Below are 23,860 nucleotides of genomic sequence, written 5' to 3' on the forward strand. Positions count from 1 at the left end.
CTTTACAAGCCTATTGCTCCACCAGCCTACTTTCCTCTCGGTTTTATGGAGCGGCCAGGCTTTTCCTCAAGCGGTTTATCTGGCCATCGGTGTTTTGGATATCGACCACGCATCTCTTTGGCCACCTCAAAATAAGAAGTTTGCCAAAAGTTGCTTAAATCACTGGTGGTTTGGATTGGCCTTTTCGCTGGAGATAACAGCTCAAATCGCACTGCGACTTGACCATTGCCGAGCGTTGGCGACGTCAATTGACCAAACATTTCTTGTAACACCACAGAAACGGTTGGCCCTTGGTGCTCATCGTAGCGGATCGCGACTCGCTTATCGCTTGGCGTAACATAAAACTCAGGTGCTTGCGCTTCGAGTTGCTGTTGCTGCTCCCAAGTGAGTGTCGCTTGAAGCAGGTTAAAAATATCCAGTTGCTTCAGTTGTTTGATAGTGTTTACGCCCGTCAAATAGGGCAATAACCAAGTATCAAGCTGCGCTATCAAACTTGACTCAGATATCTGTGGGAAGGTATTCAAGTGCTCACTTAACCATTTAGCTCGAGCGAGCCAAGCGTGACTTTTTGCCGACCAACTGAGCAGACCAAGCCCTTCCGATGTGAGAATATCCTTCACACATTGGGCAAACGCTTCTTTGGGAATTTGACTCAGATTTTGCTCTTTTAATACCAGAGCATGATATTTAACTTGTTGACGTCCCTGAACCGTTTCTTTTTTACTATCCAGTTGATACTGCATCACTTCACTCAAGTATGGCGCCAGTTGCTCTAGTAATGTGCCCTTTTCGATTGCGCAGCTTAGAAATACCAAGCCATCCTTATTTTTGCCATCCACGTCACAAACGATCAAGTAGGCCTGACCTTGCAGCGGATCGCCTTCACGTAATGTTACTCCCCGACCATTTGCAAGCAAGTAGCGGTTATCCCCTTGAGGACGTTTTTGCGCAGCTCTGTCAGGAAAGGCATGAAGCAATAAAGTAGGCACTAAGGTTTGAATATCTACAAGGGTGATTGCTTCATTCTTGAGCTTAACTCCCAGTTTGTGTGCAAATGATTTGGCCAATTTTACGGCCTGCTCTGTGGCAGCTCTGTGCAAACGATATGCTTTGGCGGCACGGGTACGGTCTTGAACAAACTCAATCAACGCCAATACTCGCTCACATATATCGCTTGTGTTGGCTTGTACTACAATATCGCGCTCGCTCAATATTGCCGCCAAAAAACAAGCAAGTTGTTGCGAAATTAGCGTCTCACATCGCAGCAACATGCTGGCGAGACGAGGCGAAACGCCTAGTTGTAGTGCACGTTGCCCAGCACTTAACACTTTATTCTGTGCATCGACCAAGCCAAGCGACTGATTCAATTGACAGGCCACCGAAAAATGTTGCATCGGTGGCGGTGTTAGCCAATTCGCGTCCTTGTATTGTGTCACTCCCCACGCGCTTAGCTCTAACGCTAAGTCAGAAAGGTCAGTGGTGGTTATTTCTTCTGGCTGAAAATCACTTAAATTATGATGCTCACTTTCGCGCCAAAGACGTAAACAATGGCCCGCTTGTAGACGACCCGCACGCCCTGCACGTTGTGTTGCTGACGCCTTTGAGATCATCACCGTATCGAGCCGCGAGAGACCGCTTTTAACGTCATAATTCAAGCGTTTTTCAAGGCCAGAATCTATAACCATAGTGATCCCTGCTATGGTCAAACTGGTCTCAGCAATATTGGTCGAAAAAATAACACGTCTGGATGCGCTGGCGCTTTTACTCAGCACCTTTTCTTGTTCAGATAAGGGTAATCCGCCGTACAAAGGCAGAAGCTCAATATTACTTTGGTCAAGCACTTGGCACGCCTGAATGCAGCGCTGAATATCAGCCTGCCCGGGGAGAAATACCAATACATCGCCATCGCTTTGTAGAGTGAAAGCATGGCGCAGCGCACTTAACACATGATCCGCCAAGTAACGACTCGCTTTACCGATATATTCAATTTCAACAGGATAGGTTTTACCAGGGCAAGATAACCTTGGTGCGCCATCCAGATAATTCGATAATAGCTCAGTGTCTATGGTGGCGGACATCACTAGCAATTTGAGGTCATCGCGATATGCTTGTTGCACTTCAAACGAGAGCATTAAAGCTAAATCCGCATGAATCGAACGCTCATGAAATTCATCGAAAATAATAAGTGCAACATCACTGAGTTCAGGATCCGCTTGAAGACGGCGAGTCAACACGCCTTCGGTGACGATTTCCAAGCGGGTGTTGGATGAAACACGTTGCTCGTTTCGAATTTGATAGCCTACTCGCTCGCCGACCGATTCTCCCAGCTGTTTGGCTAAATAGGTTGCAATAGATTTTGCCGCCACACGACGTGGCTCAAGCATAATTATTTTTTTACCTGAAAAAATATCAGCTTGCAGTAAACGTAGCGGCACTAAGGTCGATTTACCTGCGCCGGGTTCGGCCTGTAATACCAGACGGTTATCATTGGTTAAGGTGGAAATAATCTCGGGGATGAAGGCTTCAATCGGCAGCAAAACTATAACGCTTTATTATTCTATCTTGCTCAATATGATACACCTAAACTGGATGTCTCCAAACAGCCGAATTCGCTTATCGGGTATTACAAGCATAAATAAGATCGGATAGATTTGACCACGTTTTTAATTTGCCAGCTTGTAAGTATGAGCGTAAATTTTGCACCATGTGCTCTGCCGGACTTTGCACTTCCTCGTCTCCAGTGTGGACACCAACCCAAGCATTACGATGAGATTCCTTCGCTAGATATAAACCACCGTCGGCTAACTCCAACACATGCTCCCAGCTAAGCTTATCTGGTTGCGTTGGATCAAACGGGAATGGAGCAAAACCGATTGAGCAAGTACAGTTGATAGATTGATCGTTCACCACAAATGGATAGCTCTCCACTTGGCGACGGATCCGCTCTGTCACTTCGTGCGCAGCCGCCCTGTCCATATCTGGCATCACCAGCAGAAACTCTTCCCCACCCCAGCGCACTATAATATCTGACTCACGTGTGCATTGCTTAAGGATTTCAGCAAAATCTTGCAGCACGATATCTCCTGCTGCATGACCAAAACTATCATTGATATTTTTAAAGTGATCGATATCAATAATCACAAAAATCAGATCGGTATTTTGTTGTAATTCAGGTGTTTGCCATCTTTGTTTGTATACTTCAATGGTGCCATCAATGACGCTAAAAAAGTGATGTCGATTACTCAGCCCGGTTAAGCTATCGGTGAAACTGAGGGTTTGCAAACGTTTGTTTCGCTCCGCCAGTTCCTCGGTCCGCTGCGCAACCTGACTCTCTAACAGCTTAGTGTATCGACGATTCTGCCAGCGCCAATAAAAAACCAGCAACAAGGTAAATGCAAGCAAGGCTATCAACAACCAACGCTGCTGACTTAATCTTGCGTTTTCTATCTGTTGCTGATGCGCCATAATCTGCTTTGCCTGCTGGGCATTGTCTCGCTCAAGCTCATTAAGCGCCTGCTTTTGTTGTGCGAGAGAATATTGCGCTTCTAGCTTAAGTAGTTTGTTATTACGCTTTTGCAAATTCAGTGACTGCTCAGTAACGGCATAGCGTTTTAAATAACGATGCGCTTGCTGATAGTCTCCAAGCTGGGCATAGGCTGAAGCCAGTATCCATTGCAACTGAGATTGAAAAAGTAAAAAACGTGTGCCGAGTGTATCTCTCAGCCCTGCCTGAGCTAAATCAATTGAAACTGCAAAATCACCACTTTGTAAAGCGACTCTGGCACGCTGCACCGCTGCCATAATCCGCATTCTTTGGTTTTGAACCAAATAACCTGCATTGTCTAACTCATCTAGAATTTGTTTAGCTGGTAAATATTCACCGAGCTGTAAATGAGCCCACGAACGCGTCAGCTTTAACTGCGCGAGTGTCTCCTGTCGAATACCTGAAATCTCTGGTACGAAAGAAGACTTGAGCGCTAAACGATAAGCACCCTTATCCATATTCAAGCGCGACTGCCATAAACTGATATCGGCTTTTATCTGGGCATTATCATCAATTTGCTCAGCCAGCAATGAGGCTTTATCTAAATAACGCTGTGCTAACTCATAGCTCTCTAAGTCAATATCAAGGTGAGCGATGGCGAGATAGGTGTTTGCCTTTAAAAATGTATTGTTATCGGCTTCGGCCAACTGCAATGCTTGTTGGTGCAAGTCCAAACCATCCTCAAACTCACCAAAGTGTTGAACTATGCTACCTTCTAACAGTAATGCTTTGATTTGCAGCGGCTTATTACCTTGTGCACGCGCTTGTTCTCGCAGCGCTCTGATGTCCGGTAATAAAGACAAGTCATAATCTTGTTCAGCCGACATTTGTAGCGCATTTAAATTGCGCTGTATTTGTTCCGATGATTCGTAAGCAAAACCACAAAATGTAATTAGCGCACTTACCAATATGCAAAGCGATACCACAGCTGGCTGCATTAGTCTCCTCCCACCAGCATTTCAGCGTTAGCCACCTGCCAATTCGCCACTTTTTTGTTGATAAAGCCAGATTCTGTCAACGCCCGTTTTAGCACGCCTCGTCGTTTAAGTATTTTTAACCCACGATTGAGTGCCGCAAATATTTGCACGCCTTCAGGATGGTTTTTACTGACGACAAAATGCCGAGAGTCTGGCAAGACAACCTTAATATTTTCGATTGGGACATATTCTTTACCTTCAAAATTTAGAGTTAAAGAATCACTCACGCTAAAATTAATCAACATAGTGTCAACGACATCGCTTTCTACCATTGCCAACATGGTTTCCCACGGGCCAATAAAACTCACCATGTGTAAGTCTGTATTCATCAAGGCACGCCAATCCACTTCCCATTGCGGGTTAGAAACAACATTCAGCTGCCGAAGCTGTGAAAGCGGCGTTTGCTGCAGTGCGACGTTACGCTTGGTGACGTAAAGCCCTGCTTCGTAATCTCCTACTTCAACAAGCGGATCTGAGATAAATAATGAGCCGCGATAGTCCACGATATTTTCATGCCAAACACTGCGAGCAAGGATTAAGCTTTCCCCAGCGATCAGATCAGAAAACTCTAGAATATTAACCGATGGTTTTGGATTAAATACGACTTTACGTGTTTCACCACCTAGAAACAGGGCCTGCTGTAATAGTACCATTTCGATGATTTCAATATGAGAACCTTTGGTGGTAGGAAAGAAAGACTCAACGTCTAAGACGTCACGACCAGCAAGAAAGTGCTCATAACGCTGACTGAAATTTTCGCTACTGATAATATCAACAACCAGCTGATTGCTCCCCCAACAGAGATTGGAAATAAAAAGGAGTGAAAACAGCCACTTCATCTTCATTGTTGAGTAAAGCCTTATTATTAACAGTTATTCAATTCAGTATACTTGAATTTAGCGCGCTCTGTTAACCACTAAACAACATATTCTAATGAATTTGGATTTGAAATTTATCAGCCCGCAAATAAGCGTTAAAACTCACAAAGTGAAGGCAACAAAAAACCCAGCTTAACTTCGTCTTAGATTAAGTTAAGCTAGGCTTCAATTCGGCTATTATGCGGGTTCATATCCTAAGTTAGGACCAAGCCAACGCTCTGCTTCTTCTAGCGACATCGCTTGACGCGCGGCATAATCTTCTACTTGGTCTCTTTGAATACTCGCAACGGCAAAGTACTTAGAATCTGGATGTGAGAAATACCAACCCGACACCGCTGCTCCCGGCCACATGGCGTATGAGCTAGTCAGCTTCATACCGATACGGTTTTCGACATCTAACAACTGCCAAATTTTTTGTTTCTCGGTGTGTTCAGGGCACGCTGGATAGCCTGGCGCTGGACGGATCCCTTGATAGTTTTCACGGATAAGTTCTTCGTTACTTAGCGCTTCATCCGCCGCAAATCCCCAGTGCACTTTACGCACTTGCTCATGTAAGTATTCAGCAAATGCCTCGGCTAAGCGATCTGCGACCGCTTTAATCATGATCTTGTTGTAATCATCTTGCTTGGCATCAAATGCGTCCGCTAAGTCATCTTCTTCAAGACCACCAGTAACGGCAAATGCACCAAAATAATCAGGCGTGCCTTTAGGTGCAACATAATCCGACAAACAATAGTTAGGGAAATCGGTTTTTTCGGTTTGCTGACGTAACTGACATGACGTAACCAAGACTTCGCTGCGCGACTCATCGGTATAAATTTCAATATCATCACCGACGCGGTTAGCAGGGAACAACCCAATCACACCCAGTGGCTGCAAAGTACCCTCTTTTTCTAACTGATCTAACATGGCATTGGCATCATGAAACAGTTTTTGCGCCTCTTCACCAACCACTTCGTCTTGTAGAATACGTGGATATTTACCGGCCAATGACCAGGTCATAAAAAATGGCGTCCAGTCGATATAATCGCGTAGTGTTTTAATGCTCACGTCTTTAAATTCAGTGATCCCTAATTTACTTGGGACCGGTGGCGTGTAGCTTTGCCAATCAAGTTTTACCGCATTATCGCGAGCACGCGCCAAGGTAACCGGTTTTGAACGTGGCTTTTTGCGCGCTTGCTGCTCTCGAACTTTGACGTATTCGTCTGCGGTTTTTGCTAAAAACTCTGGCTTTTGGGTTTTACTTAGCAGGCTAGATACCACACCAACCGCACGACTGGCGTTATTGACGTAGATCACACCTTTGTCGTACTGAGGTTCAATTTTAACCGCCGTATGCGCTTTCGATGTGGTTGCACCACCAATGAGTAGAGGAATATCAAAGCCGCGACGTGTCATTTCTTTTGCAACATGCACCATTTCATCAAGGGAAGGCGTAATAAGGCCAGACAGACCAATAACATCAGCGTTTTCGTCAATGGCCGTTTGCAGAATTTTCTCTGCCGGCACCATCACACCCAAGTCCACGACTTCGTAGTTATTACATTGCAATACCACGCCCACGATGTTTTTACCAATGTCGTGTACATCGCCCTTAACCGTGGCCATGATCACTTTACCGTTACTAGAGCCTTCTTCTTTTTCGGCCTCAATGTAAGGGTCTAGATAGGCAACCGCGCGCTTCATCACTCGAGCAGATTTCACCACTTGAGGCAGGAACATTTTGCCCGCGCCAAACAAGTCGCCAACCACGTTCATGCCATCCATCAGAGGCCCTTCAATCACTTGAATTGGCTTATCAAACTGTTGGCGACAGGCCTCGGTATCCTCGTCGATAAACTCGGTGATCCCTTTAACTAAGGCGTGCTCCAAGCGTTTTTCAACTGGCCAAGAACGCCACTCTAAATCTTCCTGTTTTTCGGCTTGCGCCATGCCCGAGTATTTAGGCGCGATCTCAACCAATCGTTCGCCAGCACCAGCGTCGGCATTGAGGATCACATCCTCAACGGCATCACGGAGCTCTTTTGGAATATCGTCATACACGGCTAACTGACCCGCATTGACGATCCCCATATCCATGCCCGCTTTAATCGCATGGTAAAGAAACACAGAGTGGATCGCTTCACGCACCGGGTTGTTACCACGAAAAGAGAAAGAAACGTTCGATACGCCCCCTGACACTTTACAGTGCGGCAGGTTTTGCTTAATTCTGCGCGTGCCCTCAATAAATTCTACGGCATAGTTATCATGCTCTTCGATACCCGTAGCGACCGCAAAAATATTAGGGTCAAAAATAATGTCTTCTGGCGGAAACCCAAGCTCGTCAACCAAGATTTTGTAAGAACGCTGACAGATCTCAAACTTTCGCTCTGCGGTTTCCGCTTGACCAACTTCATCAAATGCCATCACCACCACAGCAGCACCAAAGCGCTTGATGATTTTGGCTTGGTGGATAAATGGTGCCTCACCCTCTTTTAAGGAGATTGAGTTTACAATGGCTTTACCTTGAATACATTTCAGACCCGCTTCAATGACTTCCCATTTAGACGAGTCGACCATGATGGGGACTTTAGAAATATCCGGCTCTGACGCTATCAGATTAAGAAACTTCACCATCGCAGCTTTTGAGTCCAACATGGCTTCATCCATGTTGATATCGATCACTTGCGCGCCGCTTTCAACCTGCTCTCTGGCAACATCCAGCGCGGTTTCGTAATCTTCTTCTAAAATTAAGCGCTTAAATTTTGCCGATCCCGTTACATTGGTACGTTCACCGACATTGGTAAATACTGCTGTTTGTGTCATGGTGAATTCCTAATTTAAGTTACAGGCTTCAAGACCTGCCAAACGCATCCGCACTTCGATGTTAGGCAAGCTACGCGGCTGGGTTTGCTCAAGGCCTCTCGCGAAGGCGCGAATATGTTCAGGCGTGGTGCCACAGCAGCCGCCAACAATATTGATAAACCCTTCATTGCCCCAATCGATAATCTCTTTTGCCATGTCGTCGGCTTCTAGGTCGTATTCACCAAACTCGTTAGGAAGCCCTGCGTTTGGATGCACAGAGGTAAAGGTCTCACAAACGCGTGACAGCTCTTCTACATACTGTCTTAATAAATCGGGGCCCAATGCGCAGTTGAGGCCGATAGAGATTGGCTTAATATGGCGAATAGAGTTATAAAACGCCTCGGTGGTTTGCCCTGATAGCGTGCGACCGGAAGCGTCGGTGATCGTGCCCGAGATCATAACAGGCAGAGTGACTCCCGCTTGCTCGAACGCTTCTTCTACACCGTAAGACGCGGCTTTGGCATTGAGCGTATCAAAAATAGTTTCAATCAAAATAAGGTGAGCACCGCCCTCGATAAGAGCAAGCGTTGATTCAACATAGGCTGCAACCAATTTGTCAAAAGTGATATTGCGAAAACCAGGGTCGTTTACATCTGGAGAAATCGAACAAGTTTTTGACGTTGGACCAAGCACACCAGCCACATAGCGAGGCTTGCTAGGATCTTTGGCGGTAAATTCATCACATACCGCACGTGCAAGCTTCGCCGATTCAAGATTAATCTCACGACTTAGGCTTGCCATATCATAATCTTCCATCGAGATGGTGGTAGCATTAAAAGTATTGGTTTCAATGATATCCGCGCCAGCAGCTAGATAATCGCGATGGATCTGTTTGATTATCTCAGGCTGCGTCAAACTTAGCAGATCGTTGTTGCCTTTAATAAGGACATGCCAATCTTTAAAGCGCTCACCGCGATAGTCTTCTTCTTCTAATTTGTGCTTTTGGATCATGGTTCCCATTGCACCATCTAAGATCAGAATACGTTGCTGCATTGCTTGCTTAAGCTGCTCTGCTATTTGCTCACCGTTTACGGCTACATTATTCGGCATAATTGTTAGTCCTTACATCTTGGCTAACTAAGTTAATATCATAAGGTGTGGTTTGGTAAACATAGTAGTTTAACCAATTTGAGAATAACAAGAATGCATGGCTTTGCCATGTTTTAGATGGACGTTTGCTGGTGTCATTCTCAGGAAAATAGTTCTCAGGCTGCGGTGCGTTGGCCATCTTTTCACAATCGCGAAGATATTCTTTTTGTAGCGTATCGGCGTCGTATTCAGGATGACCGGTAATGTATACTTGGCTACCTGAGTGATTTTTAATTAAGTAAGCGCCCACTTTTTCAGAGCCTGCTAACACCACTAGGTCTTTACACGCATTAATTTTATCGATGTCGATGTGGCCATAACGTGAGTGTGGCACCAAAAACTCATCATCAAAGCCGCGAGTGAGCGCCCCGTGGTCAAAATAACAGTGGTGCTTAAATACGCCACACAGTTTGTCATTTTTTAGTGCTCGCTTTAACCCATAATGGTGATACAAACCGGCATGTGCGGCCCAACAAGAAAACAGAGTTGAAGTAACATGGTGCTCAGCCCAATCAAAAAACGCCTGTAATTCCTGCCAATACACCACATCGTCATATTCAAGATGCGCCAGCGGCGCACCGGTGACTATCAAAGCATCATAATTTTGCTCTTTTACATCCGAAAAATAGCGATAAAACATATCTAGATGTTGTTCTGAGTTTTCAGAGCTGCGGTGGGTGTCTAGTCGCAACAAATCAACATTCACCTGCAAAGGGGTATTTGCCAGTAATCGGATAAATTGCACCTCAGTCTCCACCTTATTCGGCATCAAGTTTAATATCGCGAGCCGCATTGGGCGGATCTCTTGCGTTGATGCACGACTTTGTGGCATCACGAACACATTTTCATGACGCAATTGGGCAATGGCTGGGAGTTCGTCGGTGACGGTGATTGGCATGCGCTGCTCCAGACTAATCGAATGGCATTATTATGGACAAAAACTGGAAAAATTCAACCTCTAGATGTATGGACGTCTAAACATTTATAATAATAATTTAATGCCTCACCTCTCACTGACTATTTCAATTTATGTATACTTGCCACCATATTAATAAACACATGAAACTTGATATTTATGATTGGTATTGGCGAAGCGGCAGCGATTGCGGCGGCTGGGGTATGGGCTGGCTCAACTATACTGTATAAACGATTTAGCCATCACCTTAGTCCATTTGAGTTGAACGTCAGCAAAGGCGTCATCGCTTCTGCTTTGATGATCTTGTGTTTGCTCATCGCAGGTGATGCTATGTATCCGACCTTACTCTCGAGCTGGGGCTGGCTGATAGCCAGTGGGATACTGGGCATAGCGATTGGTGACAGCGCTTACTTTGCCGCACTCAGAAATATAGGTCCTGCTCGCACTTTGGTTATTGAAAGTCTTGCACCTGCCATCGCGGGGATCTTAAATATTGTACTTCTTGGTGTTTATCTCAGCGCATCCGCTTGGCTCGGCATTGCAGTGACAACCGTTGGTGTAATGCTGGCGATTAAGCCAAGTAGAAGCCAGCCAGTGCTAGACAAAAAACATTATCTCTTGGGAGTCTGCTTTGCACTCACGGCTGCCATTTGCCAAGCTGCGGGTATGGTACTGTCCAAAGGTGCGCTAAATAACGAAAGCATTAGTAGTTTGTGGGCGGCACTTATCCGCTTGGGATCCGGCACCCTATTTGTGGCCTTTATTGTTGCTTACTTGAAATCACAAAGCCTGTTTAAAGCACTCACACTTAAAAAAATCGACGGTAAAAACTGGTTATTCGTTGCAGTGTTTTTTGGCACCTTTATTGGCCTTTGGCTACAGTTGATTTCCGTTAATCATACTGATCCCGCTATCGCACAAACCATCTTTGCAACGGCACCGCTCATGGTCATGACGATTGGACTACTGCGCAGAGAAGCTATTACTAAGTCTATGATGTTTGGAGGCCTAATTGCTTTGGCTGGAGTATTTTTATTGCTAAAAGGATAGCCAATATACACACTTAATATGTGTGCATATTGACCTGAGTTTGGGGTTAATTTGCTACCGAAATAGAAACTGTCGCTGGCGCGCTTGTAATATCATAAAGGTTGTTACCCTTAATGCGATATTGGAACGAATCCTGGCCAATGAACCCTGCTTTTGGTGTGTAGGTAATGGAATAGTCACTGTTAACAGATACTGTACCGTTAGCTGGTGAGCTAAAAATCTCAACACCATAATAATATGGTACGCCACTATCGTTATCTTTAACGTACACATCAACAGATTGACCAGCAAAGGTTTGTGCCGAGTCATCACTCGGATACACATCGTAATTACCACCAAACGCTTGGTCTAAGCTAACTCTGATCTCTCCCCACTCCGATGTTTCTCCAGCGGGATTAACAATGCGAAAAGCAATCGTATCTATCTTTTGGTTACCGTTGTCTTCGCCTGAAAAATAAAGCACCTTACCCTTAAATTTAACCCAACGTCTGTCTAATGTGTTGTATGCAACCGCCTGACCGTATGTAGTGTAAACTTTGTCATAAAAGCCAATTTGATCGTAGCTTTTGCTACTATCCAATTGAATACGTAGCTCACTATTTGGATAATTTGGATCAGTCACGTTACCATCGGCAAAGATATTAAATTCCTCTTGGATGTTTAATCCAGCATTGTACTCAAATATGGCTTTATCAAGCTGAGGAGCGGCACTCACTAATGGTGCAAATAACGCGACACCGACGCTAAGTGACTTTAGCCACATTGTATTTAACTTCATTTTTATTTCCTTATGGATTGATTTCCAGCTTCTTCAGCTGGGCCTTAATTAGCAACAAGACCATACCAAAAACACATTAAACTAACAATATTAACAAATCGAGACTTGGTCGTACTGGCAAAGTTAAACAACAGCAGCTAGACAGCAACAAAATACAAAAAATAGTCCACCTGAGATTTATTAAAGGCAGACACGACTTTTTGTTACCACTATATTAATATGTAAAAACAATGTATCTAGACTAATATTTATGCCTTTGCTTTTAGCTTTACTGCTCGTTGTGTTACCGGCGCATGGTTCAGAATGCCCAAGTGCTAATAATGCTAACCTCACAAGCCAAATTTTGTCTTGTAAGCAACATCTTGAAACGCTTGAACCCAACGGTGCTCAAGCTTTTGATGCACATCTTGAGCTTGTGAGCTTGTATCGTCGAGCGGGTGACATAAAGCTCAGCAATCAAATACTGGATGAGTTGATGGCATGGAAGTTAACCACACTTCAGCGCTTTCAGGTGTTAAGACAAAGTGGTATTAATCGTTACCGCCAGCGCAATTATATTCAAGCGCTGGAGAGCTTCCACGAAGCGCAAACGCTTGCGGCTAAGTTGCAACAAAACGAACTCCTGGGTAAATCGGCAAACGATTTAGCTAATGCTTATCAGGCACTCGGAGATCTAGATACCGCCCTTACTTTATTTTTAGAAAGCTACCAAATAGCGAAAGCAACAAATAACCAGCAAAGACAAGCGATCACACTTAATAATTTAGGGAATGTGTCGAGGGATATTAATCAGTTGGATGATGCCATTCTCTCATTTCGTCAAGCCCATGCGCTCCACCAACAAGCCGGCGACCAGGTCAAAGCGAACCACACCTTGCTAAGCATAGCGGAAGTCTTCTACAAAAAGCGCGACTACAACAAAGCAATTGAAATCATTGAAGATTTACTTCAACCTTTGACACAAAGTGGCGCCTATACCCAATTGTCTCGAGCCTATTTATTATTGGCCGAAATTGCCATTGCTCAAAATCATATCGCTCAGGCACAACAGCAACTTGCTTCATTTAAACGTACTCGGCAACTAATTCAACACGGTAAAGTGGATCAGCGAGCACTGCTTATTGAAGCCAAACTCAAGCAGCTTGAGGGCGATAACCTAACAGCACAAACGATACTTAAACAGGGGCTTGAAGCGCATAATCAGCAAAATAGTCAGCTTACGGAGTTATTTTACATTGCCTTATTGCAGTCCCAACTACAAACACACGCTTATAAAGAAGCGGTAGAGACCGCACAGCGTTATAATGACATGCTTAAAACTAGTCGTGTACAAAGTGAAAACCTTTATCAATTTCGCCTTCAAAGCGCTAACGTCTTGGCCGCGCCTAAGCACCAAACAGAGACAAGTATTTTGTCTCATGTACTCGTCGGGTTTATCGCATTTGTAGTGGGTGTGCTGGTTACTTACAGCTTTGCTCGCTATACCGCCCGCACGGGTACTAATGGATTGCACGGTGGACATATGAGCATTGACGAACAGGCCGCTAGACAATTGATGGTTGAAGTAATGACACTCACTTTGACGCTTTGGGAGCAAGGTAGTGGCAAAACTCGTGTCGAATTAGCGGAAGAAAGCAAAGTGTGGAAAGTGAATATCGATGATGGTCGCTTACGAGTGCGTACTCTTGAACGCTATCTAAATATCAAAACGCTGCCCAAAAAGCCGCGTATTCGAAATATTGTTACCACGGCACAATATGTACTCACTCAATGCCAAGACGCTAATTTCGATACAGCACCTCTTTGTGAAAAAGTTGCACAACTGGAGCAAATCTTAGCGTGCTCCAACGCTACTTGATGTCTACAACAAAGGGGCTTTCGCCCCTTCTGGTATTAACAGGCCCTAATTAACCGTGGCGGTCTCACATAAATAACATGCTAAGGTCACGCCCATACCGGCCTCATACTCTTGATGATGACGGTCTCCTTTGAATTCAAAAGGCCCTTCAAAGCGTGGATACACTGCCATATCAGGTTTTAAGCTATTACTAAAGCCTTTCATATTTTGATGTAGAGATTGACACATTTTATTACCCATATCATAAGCAAGCCGCCAATCATCAAACTGGCCACAATCTAGTTGTGGTGTAATGCGACCAGAAATACTTTGCTTAGGACTGGTGCAAACGTTACTTCCTTCACTGTGTAAATATTTAAAGGTCCCAGCTGTTAATGTCATTTTACCTAGCAGAATCGTTTGCCGCTTTGGACATTTCGCCCCATCAGCAACTTCGAGCTGCGCTATCATTTCTGGGCTATGGGCTTGTACAAAGCTCGCAATCAAAGTTGCTCCCAATACTATTACTCGTCTCATAACTGTCTCCTTATTGGTTATGACACCGTTATTCGATTGCGAATGTACTCACGCTGAGACTCCAATAACGGCGATAGCAAAATCCTGCCTCAAGCGAATATTGATTGCAGCAAAAGTTACGGGGCAATTGGGTAAATTTGGGTAAAAATATAAGTAGACCTTTGATATTTAAGTTTTTATTTACCACAGCTTGATATCAAAACTTACCTAACCCAAGGCGTCCGTTTAATATCAAAGGTTTTACCCAAGTTGACCCTAACTGGCCCTACAACCTCCTATTCAATCGCTGAAAAAGTTTCCAACATCACAAGGCAAGTTAACAATGCATGAGGCATGTTGACTCAGCACAACGATGAAGGAATAGAAAAATGAAACAGAGAAATTTCACCCCCAAATTAGTCAGCCTAGTTACCAGCACGTTGTTACTGGGTAGTATTTCGCTACAAGCCGCAGAAGAATATGGAGAAATGGCTCCCTCTCAAGTAAGCCCAGAAGCGTGGCAAGCCATTTCAAACTGGTCTCAAGACCGTGTTTCCTTGCTTGAATATATCTCCGACAACGACGAAGAATATGAATTAGACCGCTACGTCGATAGCTTGATCCGCGACTATCGAGATGGCGAGATGCTAAGCCAAGCAAAAGCTATCGATCAAAACGTGTTATCAGCATGGGAAAATGCTTTTACCGAGCAAGCGCCTGAAGATAACTTTTTCTTTTCTCGATATCTTATTCAATTTAAACCGACGGTATTCGAAAAATGGACACAACAGCAAAAAGTGCCAACACTCAGCCAACATTTAGAGCTAAATGCACCGCAGCTTTACAACACTTGGCATAAGGAGTACGCAGCGCCGAAACGTAAAGGGCTCTCGGTACTTGAATACGATAGGACGCTACCGTCAGATATTCTTGCCGAATTAAAAGAATTGCTGACTAAAAAACCCATCTTCGGACCTAAGTCACAATGCTCATGTCAAATGGTGACCCCTTCAACCAGCACAGGCCAAGTGGTAACGAACTACCCATCAACCCAAACGCCTTGGAGCACATCCACCAGCGATGGTAGTGGTTTCTCTAAGCACCATGCTTATGTCAATACCTCAGCCTACGGCGCCTTTCACTCAGCTAAGGGGAAGCGTTGGTCAAAAAATAAAGCGCTCAGTTTCGATAACACCTCAGCCCACAACTCAACAGAGTTCCACGTCAAAATGTTATGTGCAGACACGGGGGGATTTGCATGTAATCAAAGTAATGCCTGTTCGGGCAATTTAGAAGTCAGAGGCACTTATTCAGCTCGCTACCATGTAACCGGGCAAGCTAAAAAAATCTGGTCAAAAGGTACCAACTCACATGCAACTGACGGCGCAAAATTTGCGGTCGATTTGCCAGGAGCGGCACCTGAAGTCATCTTGTTTAATAAAGCCGGTGGCGCAGCCATGGGATACAACACCACATGGAATTTAAACTCCACCATTGGAGTCGTCAAAGCCGCACTTGGCATTACTTCTGCAATCGTCAATGGCAACCCAGGCAGCTTGCTGGATGGTCAATTGGCCGATGCGCTTATCACCAACTTGGCAGCCATGATCACGCGTTCGGGTAATCAAGCCAGTGTTACCACCACAATGCGCGCGCGCTTCGATTCGTCCGACGTCAGTCCTTTTCTGTTGCAACCCAATGAGGTGTATCACTTTACCCTTGATTCAAAAGGTCGGGTACAAGCCAGAGGCTACGGTGGTTATTCGGACAGTCATTACGAATATGGTAGCTCAGGCGCGGTGATGTATGCGGCAAATCACTTTACCTGCGGCAGCAATGTCAATGCCCCAGCACCAACAGGATTATGGTTCTATTCGTCACAATCCGGTCCTGATAGCGACGCGTCGTTACGTAGTGACGTTGAAAACTGGCTCTCTGTGCAGCTCAACAAACCCGTTAATGCAGGCCAACGCCAAGGCATCATTCACTAGGTTTTTGTTAAGGGTGGCTATGCGCTGCCCTACTCCAATAAGGAAAGATTATGAATAAGTTCATCGCCACCACGCTTACCTGCTGGGCTTTGTCTTTAAGCGTTAACGCCTCAGCAGAGTCAGAGCACTACGACACATCAACCCTACCGTTATTATTTCACGCTGGTCAACAAGGTTATCAAGCCCTTTCACCTTGGTATTCTTTTCAATATCAGGACCAAAGGATCACCTTACAAACATGCGCAGAAGATGCCTGCAAACAAACGTTGCAATTTCCCCAATTAGAGCAAACTGCACCATTCAATAGCGAGACGTATGAGCCCAGCTATCAAGGTGAAGCTGGAAACATGAAAAAGTTAGAGAGTTACTCTCAACTCCAGCTCGGTTATCTAAAAGAAAACAGACTCTATGCCAGCGGCAATCAACGGCGTTTACTGTTCACGTTGCAACTCGCCTCGGGTAAAGCTGAGTTACCCTTTGTGTTTAATGATAACTATGACGAATCTCTGACAAAAGACAAGTCATCCCTTACACGAAGTTCCCCCTCCTGCGCTAAAGCCTGTAATACCACTTGGCAAGCATTTAGCGTGGATAAATCTGGCCAATATATCCCGGCTATTTTTGTTCGAGATGAAACAGGAAACTGGCTTATTCAAAGTACTCGCGACGCCATTCGCATTGAACTGACCACCTTAATCGGACAATATCAGCCGCCGGCGCTGCGCCATCACCACAATGACACCACACAGTCTAGCTATTCATTGAATGACGATAGTTTAATTGTTACTCGCCAAGCTGATAGCGTATCTCGCCACATCCTTAATCAAACTCAGGTTGTTGGCCTAAGTGATAAGCATTGGTTGCTGCTTCAAAATACCGACCTCACCCTCACGGATACCCGCTCAAATATACAAGCCAAGCGTCCAATCGCACAACTTGAGCTATCACGCTTACTGGCAAGCTATCTTGATAACGATCGCTTATATCTATTGGGATTATCACCAAGAGACGCTGTGATTAAACCATCGCAGCAAACGATTATGACGCAATATCCAAAGCTTCATGAAGACGCCCTCGTTGCCACCTCTCTACTAGAACTAGATTTAGGGCTACAGGTTATTTCGGCCACAACGGTATTTATTCCTGACACTGAGTTTGCTGATATTCGCATTACTCGCAATGCTTGGGGAATATTGGTTAGCTCCGGCGAAGTTTCGGCACGTTCAACAACACATGCGTATGAAAGCAACCAATCGGCATCGGCAATGTCTGGCTGCCCGATGATAGCCAATGGCTATGGCTATGGCCTGCTATGCTGGAAGGCGTTAAATAACCCAATACTCACCTATACTCCCAATACCGCAAGCACAATGATCCCAACGACTGTGGTCGACAACACAACGCCAAATCTAATGAATCAATTAGAAAACAATCAATATGGGATTATTTTTAAAAGTGGGGCAACGCCAACCGATCCGGGTGGAGTGTGGACTCATCCAGATAATGTTGCCACCAGCAAGGAAGATTTAGGATTGGCAGTGGCTATGTACCATTATCGCTGGGGTTCACCTGTCGCGGCAAATATCGTCTACCCATCAGGAAGCCCCGCACATCCTGTGATGTTTAGAAAGGTTGAGTATCAAGCGGCGAATAGCAGTAATTTGCCACATAATGTTTGTAATCATTTTGCTGCCAGCTCAGGTTATCCTGAGTATCAGGCGGCTGATGCTTGTATGACACAGCCAGGTTTTGGCCTATTTAGCCTCGAAGATCTTACCTTCGACCGTTGGCAAGGGGGGAATTATTATCCGAATCAAACAGTCAGCGGGCAGGATAATTCTTGGTTTCCTTGGTATACCAACTTTGTTGGTGATCCACCAGTAACAGAAATCTTTGAGCAGGCCTCGAGTGCTGAAATGCTTGCACGGCTGCAATTTAACCTAGCGCAGTTTGGTAAAATCAACCAAGACACCTATGTTAACGGCACACGTTTTAGCCAAGACACAGTCACCGGCTTCTACCGCTGCAGCCACCAATAATCAGCTAAGAATAAGGATATTCGTATTCGAGACTCGCAAATTGTTAACAATGCATTAAACTTCATTCAACTGTTCAAAAAGGAATGAAGTCATGCGCATCATCATCGCCATTGCGACGCTCAATTTAATTGCTTGTAGCAGCACTTTTGCAGTCCAACAAGCGAACACCAAAGTATTAGGCGCTTACTCAATGTTTGCGCCTTCCACTACTGAAGCCCCAAATATCTACGCGCGCGTCGTTGTTGACGGCGTGCTCAACGACGCCAATCAATGCCCAAGCTTGCTCTTTGGTAAAAAATCCATGCCGATGCAGTTGCGAGCAATGCGTCCAGACCAAACACACTTTCCGGTTTCAGTATGTGAAGCAAAAATCTCCCCAAACACGGCTTATACCGTCAGTGATAGCCAATTCTCGTTAGCACCCGTGACATTCGACCCGAATAAAATTGCGGTTTTTGGCGACACTGGCTGTAAGTCATCCGTTTGCGAAAACAACACTGCTGCCGAGCCGTTTAAAACCCTCGCAGAGCAAGGGGCAAAGCAACAACCACAATTGTTGCTCCATATGGGGGATTTCAACTATCGAGGCACCGGTGGTGCGATTTCCGGTGATACCTATGCTTATGACGCAGGCGATGGTGGATATGGTGGTACTAGCTGCGGTCTTAACGATACCTACTACAGTCAAAACGCGTTAAATAGCCCAAGACCAGATACATGGAGCAACTGGCAAGCCGACTTTTTTGCCGCAACAACGGATCTTTCAGCAACCGCACCATGGATTTTTGCGCGAGGCAATCATGAACTTTGTAGCCGCGCAGGAATTGGCTGGTTTTACTTTTTTGGCCCGGGAGCCAATCTTCCTGATGCCATTGACCAACAGCAATGTCCATCTCAAGGGGATTATAATCAACCGCCACAATCTGCAAGTGCCCATATCATTGTGCAAAACTCCTATACCATCAACTTAAAACCGCTCAGTGTGTGGGTAATGGATAGCGCCAATGCCTGTGATGCCAGTGCTGATAATGGCCTGACAAAAGTCTACCAACAGCAATATCAACGACTTAATGTCAGAAGCGAACTGCTCAAAGCCAAACCCATGTGGATTATGAGCCACAGACCCATTTGGGGCGTTGAAGACCCAACAACCAAAGACACACTAAATGTGATGTTGCAAACCGCGCTGAAGAGCACCAGACAAGGTAAGTTGCCTGCTCACGTAACTTTATCACTCGCAGGACATATGCATATTTATCAGTCTTCAACCTTTGCCGCCAGTACCGCACGTCCTGCGCAAATCGTTGTCGGCAATAGCGGCGTCAGCCTCAGTGATACCAATGCCTTTAGTGAATTTGATTATGCACTTGATAGCCAAAACGCAATCGTTAACGAGCAAGGTAAGTTCGGCTTTTTATCCATCAAGCTTGGCAAAGATGGCGCGTGGCAAGGGGAATTTTTGGATGAAAGTGGTGCCGCTTTTCTAACCTGCAGCAGCGAAACTACAGATAAACAAGCGGTATGTCGCACGAAGTAAGCGCGACTCTTACATCCTATTCACTGACAACTTGAGTTACTCGCCTTGTATCGTGGTGTTTTTTATACCAGGCGAGTAACACCACGGTAGCAGCAGCGACGACTGCAACCCCAAATCCAAGATCCACGGTAAGGTGTTCAACGACCCATCCGGTCAACGCAGCCCCACCTGCGATCCCTACACCGAGCCCGGTAATTAGCCAAGTTAAGGCTTCAGTGAGTAAGTGTTTTGGTACGCTTTGCTCAACCAGACCCATGGCAATGATCATGGTTGGAGCAAACGCGAGTCCCGAAATAAACATCACTACTGCCAGACCATAAACGTGTTTAACACTGAGTAATAGCACGCTCGCGATCAATGTGAATATCGCAAAACGTACAAGCAGTACTGGCATAGACACACGCCACTTAACGGCCCCAAATCCAAACCCAGCAATACAAGAACCAAGCGCGTACATCGACAATACTAAGCTGGCCGCAATTGGCATCCCTTGCAGCTGAGCAAAAGCGATACTTAATACATCGATAGCACCAACTATTACACCGAGCGCCAATAACACCAAACTAAGCAACTTAACCGTGGAGTTAGCCAGTGCGGAAGTTCGGGTCTGATTTTCACTTTGTTCTATTTTTGGCTCGGTGTCCTTTTGCGACACTAACCAGATACTGCCTATCACAAACAAAATAACCGCTAGCAACGGACCGGCTTGAGGAAAGAGCAAGCTGCTCAGTGCAATCGCAAGTGGAGGTCCTATCACAAAGGTAATTTCATCCAGTACCGACTCAAAAGAATATGCCGTATTAAGTAAATCTTGATCTGATTGTATCGCGCTCCATCTGGCCCGAACTAAAGCCGGAACACTTGGCATAATGCCCGCACACATGGCTAAAACATAGAGGCTCCAAAGTGGCGCTTGCAAGTGACTTAATAGCAACAATGCCAGCGCAGATACAGCACTGAACAAGGTCGCAGGGATCACAACCTTGCGTTGCCCTACCCTATCAATCAGTCGCGACAACTGCGGCGCAGCAAATGCCATGGTGAAGGTAAATAGCGCAGCGATGGAACCTGCAACCCAGTATGAGTCATAGAGTTGCGAAAGCATGGTGATTAACCCAATCGCCATCATAGAGAGCGGCATACGAGCAATAAAACCAGCACAGCTAAAATGCTTAGTTCCTTTTATCTTAAAAATTTCGGAGTAAGGATTATTCATTGATCTCTCCTTGAGATTATTTTCACATACAGTGTGTATGTAAAAATAATTGACATACACACTGTATGTCAATTATAAATTGTGTAGTTTTTTAATAAGGATCGCAAAATGACAACAAGAAGCAGCATGATGGAGAAAACCCGCAGCGAGCTATTGGCCCAAGCCAGAGTACTTTTTGCAAGTAAAGGATTTGCAGGGACGGCGTTAGAAGAGCTGACAGCGGACGTAGGACTCACTCGAGGAGCGCTGTATCATCACTTTGGCAACAAAAAAGGGTTGTTTTACGCTGTCGTACAGCAACTAGATAGTGAAATGGATATCCGGCTCCGTGATATTGAACGTAGTGAAACCTCACCTCAGCAAGCGCTTTTGAAACGTGCAGAAACTTACTTGGATATGGCTACGGAGCCCGAGATACAGCGTATCATATTACGTGATGCGCAGTCGGTATTAGAGCCTGAACAACTCGAAAAGGCAGCGTCAGGGTGTGTGGCATCAATCACACAGTTACTAAGTGTAATCGCACCGCAACAGAGTTCTCAAGCGCATAAAACTAGCGCTCAATTTATCAATGGTGGATTAACGAGTCTCGCACTTTGGATTGCAAATCATCAAGTACCCGATCAAGCCGTAGATGATGCAAAACGTACCGCATACGAATTATTAAACCGTATTATGCCAGCTTAGATTTTACTTAATAAGAACAGCACGCCGAATCATTCGAACTGTTCTAGCGTATGCATAAGACTAAACGGATGCTGTAAAAACTCGGCTTGGTAGGTTTTATTGCGAACACTTTCTGGTAGCTGGTTAAATTCCAGCTCCGTTTCAACATAATCGAAATAAACGCTGGAGCTTACCGTGTTTAGCGCATTGACGAACCTTAAGACTTCTGGCTGCTTTTGCACCGCTAAATTCGCAGCAACAAGTCTGGCGAATTCGCCATATTCTTCGGCTTCACATTCTCTTTTTTGGTGAATATAAAAATAAGATAAAACGATACTTCGCTGCTGCGGGGTAATATTAAGACTGTGTAATTGTTTTGGTGTAATAACACGCGCATTTTCGCATGCCGCTTTTCTATCACCCAGTTGTGTTACGCTATTTAACAGCTCACTAAGCAGCGCCTTTTGAACTGGTGCTAATTGTTCAACTGGATACTCAATGGTCGGCGTAAGATCTACTGACATTGATTCAGCGTTCGCTTGTTGTGCGAATACAAGTCCAAACAATATCGAAATGAATAACTGGCGATTCATCAACTATTCCTTCTATCGTTCGAATCCGTAGATCTGTTCTATGCTTTTAAGATAATTAAAGTTGATCTGAAGAAAACCCGCCTTTAGTGTGGCCTCTTTTACCGTCTCAGGTAAGGCATTAAACCTTGCTTCAGCTTCAATAAAGTGTGCATAGCGAGAAGAAGACGCAGCATTGATGGCCTCTAAAAAGGTGAAATCACTATGCTGCCCTTTCGCTGCATGATTGACGACAAGTAACTTTGAAAATTCACTAAACTCTGCTGATTCGCACTGATTTTTGTTGAGACCGTCAAAGTAATGAAGAACTAAGGGGTAGTGCTTCATATTGATTTTTAGCGGGCTCAATTGCGACTTGTTCAACACATTATCAACGTTCTCACATTCCTTGCGCTTACTCTGTAATCGGTTATAGCTCTCTATAAGCGCTGACATTGCCCGTCGTTCAAAACCTTCTATTCCAAAATTGTCCAGTAGCGTGTTGAGTTCGCTGGGCTGCACAGGTGGCTTGTTAAGTATCTCTTGATAATCAGGTGTAGCGGCCACTGTGCTCACATTTAGCAATAAGCCCACGACTAAGGATGCTGAGGATAAATTCACTGTAAAATTCCTTTTCAATCATATTATTATAGTTTCTGCAGCATACAGGCCCTGCAGAGGCATGGCCTGCAGCCCTGGTTTATTCCATCACACTGTCAAGCGTAGCAAATAAATTGAAGTTCTTGTTTAAGTAGTCAGCGTTAAGAGCTGTTTCTCGAACTTGTTCCGGTAAGAGATTAAACTCGGCTTTAAACTCCCTAAAATCACCATAAAGGCGAGATGATAAAGTGTTCATGGAATTTATTAGCTCAACATTTTTTGGCTCTTTTTGAACAACCAAATTGACTGCAAGCAATCTCAAAAAGTGCTCATACGCTGCTCGCTCACACCGACTTTTGTTTACACTATCGACGTAAAATAACACTGTTACGTAATGTGTTTTGTCAATGCTCAATGCATCCATTTGTTTTACTGTAAGTATGTTGTCGACAGCTCGACAGCTCATTCTTCTTTTATGTAGCGAGTTATAGCTTGATAATAACTCCATCATCGTCGCGTGCTCACTCGACTTTAAATCAAACTCACTCTGTAAAGAAGTAAACTCCGATTCGCTTAGCGGTAGCTTGTTATACAATTCAGTGTAAGTCATTGAAGTTTTGGCATTAACAATACCCATAGCAGCGACTGATAGTAGCGCTATTACTAAATGCTTTATTAAGCTTCGTGTCCTTTTGATGTCACTTTCCAAAACTCCCTCCTGTTAATGACCGATCTTCAAAATATAGTCGCCGCAATGATAAACCATGTATTTTTGGCGCTAGAACAACACCATTCACCTCGGTTTACGCTGAG

18 protein-coding genes are annotated in these 23,860 nt (G+C 44.9%); 6 read left to right on the top strand and 12 right to left on the bottom strand.

Annotated elements, in window-relative coordinates:
• Positions 1-26 precede the first annotated feature (26 nt).
• The 6 genes from hrpB to metA all read right to left on the bottom strand — a co-directional run bounded on the left by hrpB (position 27) and on the right by metA (position 10,230).
• A complete protein-coding gene (hrpB, locus tag EXT48_RS11735) occupies positions 27-2,537 on the bottom strand; it encodes an ATP-dependent helicase HrpB (protein ID WP_130164553.1) in 2,511 nt (836 codons plus the stop codon).
• 76 nt (positions 2,538-2,613) lie between these two features.
• The gene (locus EXT48_RS11740; protein WP_069022691.1) at positions 2,614-4,482 is read right to left on the bottom strand and encodes a GGDEF domain-containing protein; all 1,869 of its coding nucleotides are present in this window, start codon (positions 4,480-4,482) and stop codon (positions 2,614-2,616) included.
• Positions 4,482-5,366, bottom strand: coding sequence for a hypothetical protein (locus EXT48_RS11745; RefSeq protein ID WP_130164554.1), 885 nt, complete (start codon positions 5,364-5,366; stop codon positions 4,482-4,484). Before EXT48_RS11745 ends, EXT48_RS11740 begins: the two co-directional genes overlap by 1 nt.
• A 210-nt stretch (positions 5,367-5,576) precedes the next feature.
• Complete coding sequence (metH, locus tag EXT48_RS11750) at positions 5,577-8,204, bottom strand: methionine synthase (protein WP_130164555.1); 2,628 nt, start codon at positions 8,202-8,204, stop codon at positions 5,577-5,579.
• A 9-nt stretch (positions 8,205-8,213) separates the two neighbouring features.
• Positions 8,214-9,293 (bottom strand): homocysteine S-methyltransferase family protein, encoded by a 1,080-nt coding sequence (locus EXT48_RS11755; protein ID WP_130164556.1) that lies wholly within the window; start codon positions 9,291-9,293, stop codon positions 8,214-8,216.
• Positions 9,283-10,230 carry a homoserine O-succinyltransferase gene (gene metA, locus EXT48_RS11760; protein WP_039491121.1) on the bottom strand — a complete coding sequence of 316 codons (948 nt, stop codon included), beginning with the start codon at positions 10,228-10,230 and terminating at the stop codon, positions 9,283-9,285. The genes EXT48_RS11755 and metA overlap by 11 nt, the downstream gene beginning before the upstream one ends.
• Before the next feature lie 177 nt (positions 10,231-10,407).
• On the opposite strand from metA, the gene EXT48_RS11765 reads away from it, so the two are divergent.
• On the top strand, positions 10,408-11,298 hold the full coding sequence (locus tag EXT48_RS11765) for a DMT family transporter (protein WP_130164557.1): 891 nt from the start codon (positions 10,408-10,410) through the stop codon (positions 11,296-11,298).
• 46 nt (positions 11,299-11,344) lie between these two features.
• Here EXT48_RS11765 and EXT48_RS11770 read toward each other — a convergent pair whose 3' ends face one another.
• On the bottom strand, positions 11,345-12,076 hold the full coding sequence (locus EXT48_RS11770) for an Ig-like domain-containing protein (protein ID WP_130164558.1): 732 nt from the start codon (positions 12,074-12,076) through the stop codon (positions 11,345-11,347).
• 250 nt (positions 12,077-12,326) lie between these two features.
• Here EXT48_RS11770 and EXT48_RS11775 point away from each other — a divergent pair, with 250 nt between their 5' ends.
• Positions 12,327-13,934, top strand: a complete 1,608-nt coding sequence (locus EXT48_RS11775; RefSeq protein WP_130164559.1) for a tetratricopeptide repeat protein — start codon at positions 12,327-12,329, stop codon at positions 13,932-13,934.
• Positions 13,935-13,979: 45 nt separating this feature from the next.
• Here the strand turns inward: EXT48_RS11775 and EXT48_RS11780 are convergent, their stop codons facing one another.
• Positions 13,980-14,450: a hypothetical protein gene (locus EXT48_RS11780; protein WP_039491112.1), complete on the bottom strand. Its 471-nt coding sequence runs from the start codon at positions 14,448-14,450 to the stop codon at positions 13,980-13,982.
• 368 nt (positions 14,451-14,818) lie between these two features.
• Between EXT48_RS11780 and EXT48_RS11785 the strand changes: the two genes are divergently transcribed.
• From EXT48_RS11785 to EXT48_RS11795, 3 genes are all read left to right on the top strand, one after another.
• A complete protein-coding gene (locus EXT48_RS11785) occupies positions 14,819-16,420 on the top strand; it encodes a hypothetical protein (protein WP_130164560.1) in 1,602 nt (533 codons plus the stop codon).
• A 50-nt stretch (positions 16,421-16,470) separates the two neighbouring features.
• Positions 16,471-18,459: a hypothetical protein gene (locus tag EXT48_RS11790; protein WP_130164561.1), complete on the top strand. Its 1,989-nt coding sequence runs from the start codon at positions 16,471-16,473 to the stop codon at positions 18,457-18,459.
• 91 nt (positions 18,460-18,550) lie between these two features.
• Positions 18,551-19,996, top strand: coding sequence for a metallophosphoesterase (locus EXT48_RS11795; RefSeq protein WP_130164562.1), 1,446 nt, complete (start codon positions 18,551-18,553; stop codon positions 19,994-19,996).
• A 16-nt stretch (positions 19,997-20,012) separates the two neighbouring features.
• On the opposite strand, the gene EXT48_RS11800 is transcribed toward EXT48_RS11795, so the two are convergent.
• Entirely contained in the window at positions 20,013-21,212 is a 1,200-nt protein-coding gene (locus EXT48_RS11800; protein WP_130164563.1) for an MFS transporter, read from the bottom strand.
• 108 nt (positions 21,213-21,320) lie between these two features.
• On the opposite strand from EXT48_RS11800, the gene EXT48_RS11805 reads away from it, so the two are divergent.
• Positions 21,321-21,899, top strand: coding sequence for a TetR/AcrR family transcriptional regulator (locus tag EXT48_RS11805; RefSeq protein ID WP_130164564.1), 579 nt, complete (start codon positions 21,321-21,323; stop codon positions 21,897-21,899).
• A 29-nt stretch (positions 21,900-21,928) separates the two neighbouring features.
• Here EXT48_RS11805 and EXT48_RS11810 read toward each other — a convergent pair whose 3' ends face one another.
• From EXT48_RS11810 to EXT48_RS11820, 3 genes are all read right to left on the bottom strand, one after another.
• Positions 21,929-22,471 carry a hypothetical protein gene (locus tag EXT48_RS11810; protein WP_130164565.1) on the bottom strand — a complete coding sequence of 181 codons (543 nt, stop codon included), beginning with the start codon at positions 22,469-22,471 and terminating at the stop codon, positions 21,929-21,931.
• 12 nt (positions 22,472-22,483) lie between these two features.
• Positions 22,484-23,068 (bottom strand): hypothetical protein, encoded by a 585-nt coding sequence (locus EXT48_RS11815; RefSeq protein ID WP_130164566.1) that lies wholly within the window; start codon positions 23,066-23,068, stop codon positions 22,484-22,486.
• Positions 23,069-23,147: 79 nt separating this feature from the next.
• The gene (locus EXT48_RS11820; RefSeq protein ID WP_130164567.1) at positions 23,148-23,756 is read right to left on the bottom strand and encodes a hypothetical protein; all 609 of its coding nucleotides are present in this window, start codon (positions 23,754-23,756) and stop codon (positions 23,148-23,150) included.
• Positions 23,757-23,860 lie beyond the last annotated feature (104 nt).

The organism is Pseudoalteromonas sp. CO348 (genome assembly GCF_004208845.1).
GTDB lineage: Bacteria > Pseudomonadota > Gammaproteobacteria > Enterobacterales > Alteromonadaceae > Pseudoalteromonas > Pseudoalteromonas maricaloris.

Bases quoted from the DNA above. Each gene is read 5' to 3' on its own strand.
- EXT48_RS11755 (WP_130164556.1), bottom strand. From the start codon at position 9,293: ATGCCGAATAATGTAGCCGTAAACGGTGAGCAAATAGCAGAGCAGCTT.
- EXT48_RS11765 (WP_130164557.1), top strand. From the start codon at position 10,408: ATGATTGGTATTGGCGAAGCGGCAGCGATTGCGGCGGCTGGGGTATGG.
- EXT48_RS11785 (WP_130164560.1), top strand. From the start codon at position 14,819: ATGAAACAGAGAAATTTCACCCCCAAATTAGTCAGCCTAGTTACCAGC.
- EXT48_RS11790 (WP_130164561.1), top strand. From the start codon at position 16,471: ATGAATAAGTTCATCGCCACCACGCTTACCTGCTGGGCTTTGTCTTTA.
- EXT48_RS11770 (WP_130164558.1), bottom strand. From the start codon at position 12,076: ATGAAGTTAAATACAATGTGGCTAAAGTCACTTAGCGTCGGTGTCGCG.
- metA (WP_039491121.1), bottom strand. From the start codon at position 10,230: ATGCCAATCACCGTCACCGACGAACTCCCAGCCATTGCCCAATTGCGT.
- EXT48_RS11745 (WP_130164554.1), bottom strand. From the start codon at position 5,366: ATGAAGATGAAGTGGCTGTTTTCACTCCTTTTTATTTCCAATCTCTGT.
- EXT48_RS11775 (WP_130164559.1), top strand. From the start codon at position 12,327: ATGCCTTTGCTTTTAGCTTTACTGCTCGTTGTGTTACCGGCGCATGGT.
- EXT48_RS11740 (WP_069022691.1), bottom strand. From the start codon at position 4,482: ATGCAGCCAGCTGTGGTATCGCTTTGCATATTGGTAAGTGCGCTAATT.
- EXT48_RS11810 (WP_130164565.1), bottom strand. From the start codon at position 22,471: ATGAATCGCCAGTTATTCATTTCGATATTGTTTGGACTTGTATTCGCA.
- metH (WP_130164555.1), bottom strand. From the start codon at position 8,204: ATGACACAAACAGCAGTATTTACCAATGTCGGTGAACGTACCAATGTA.
- EXT48_RS11805 (WP_130164564.1), top strand. From the start codon at position 21,321: ATGACAACAAGAAGCAGCATGATGGAGAAAACCCGCAGCGAGCTATTG.
- EXT48_RS11800 (WP_130164563.1), bottom strand. From the start codon at position 21,212: ATGAATAATCCTTACTCCGAAATTTTTAAGATAAAAGGAACTAAGCAT.
- EXT48_RS11780 (WP_039491112.1), bottom strand. From the start codon at position 14,450: ATGAGACGAGTAATAGTATTGGGAGCAACTTTGATTGCGAGCTTTGTA.
- EXT48_RS11795 (WP_130164562.1), top strand. From the start codon at position 18,551: ATGCGCATCATCATCGCCATTGCGACGCTCAATTTAATTGCTTGTAGC.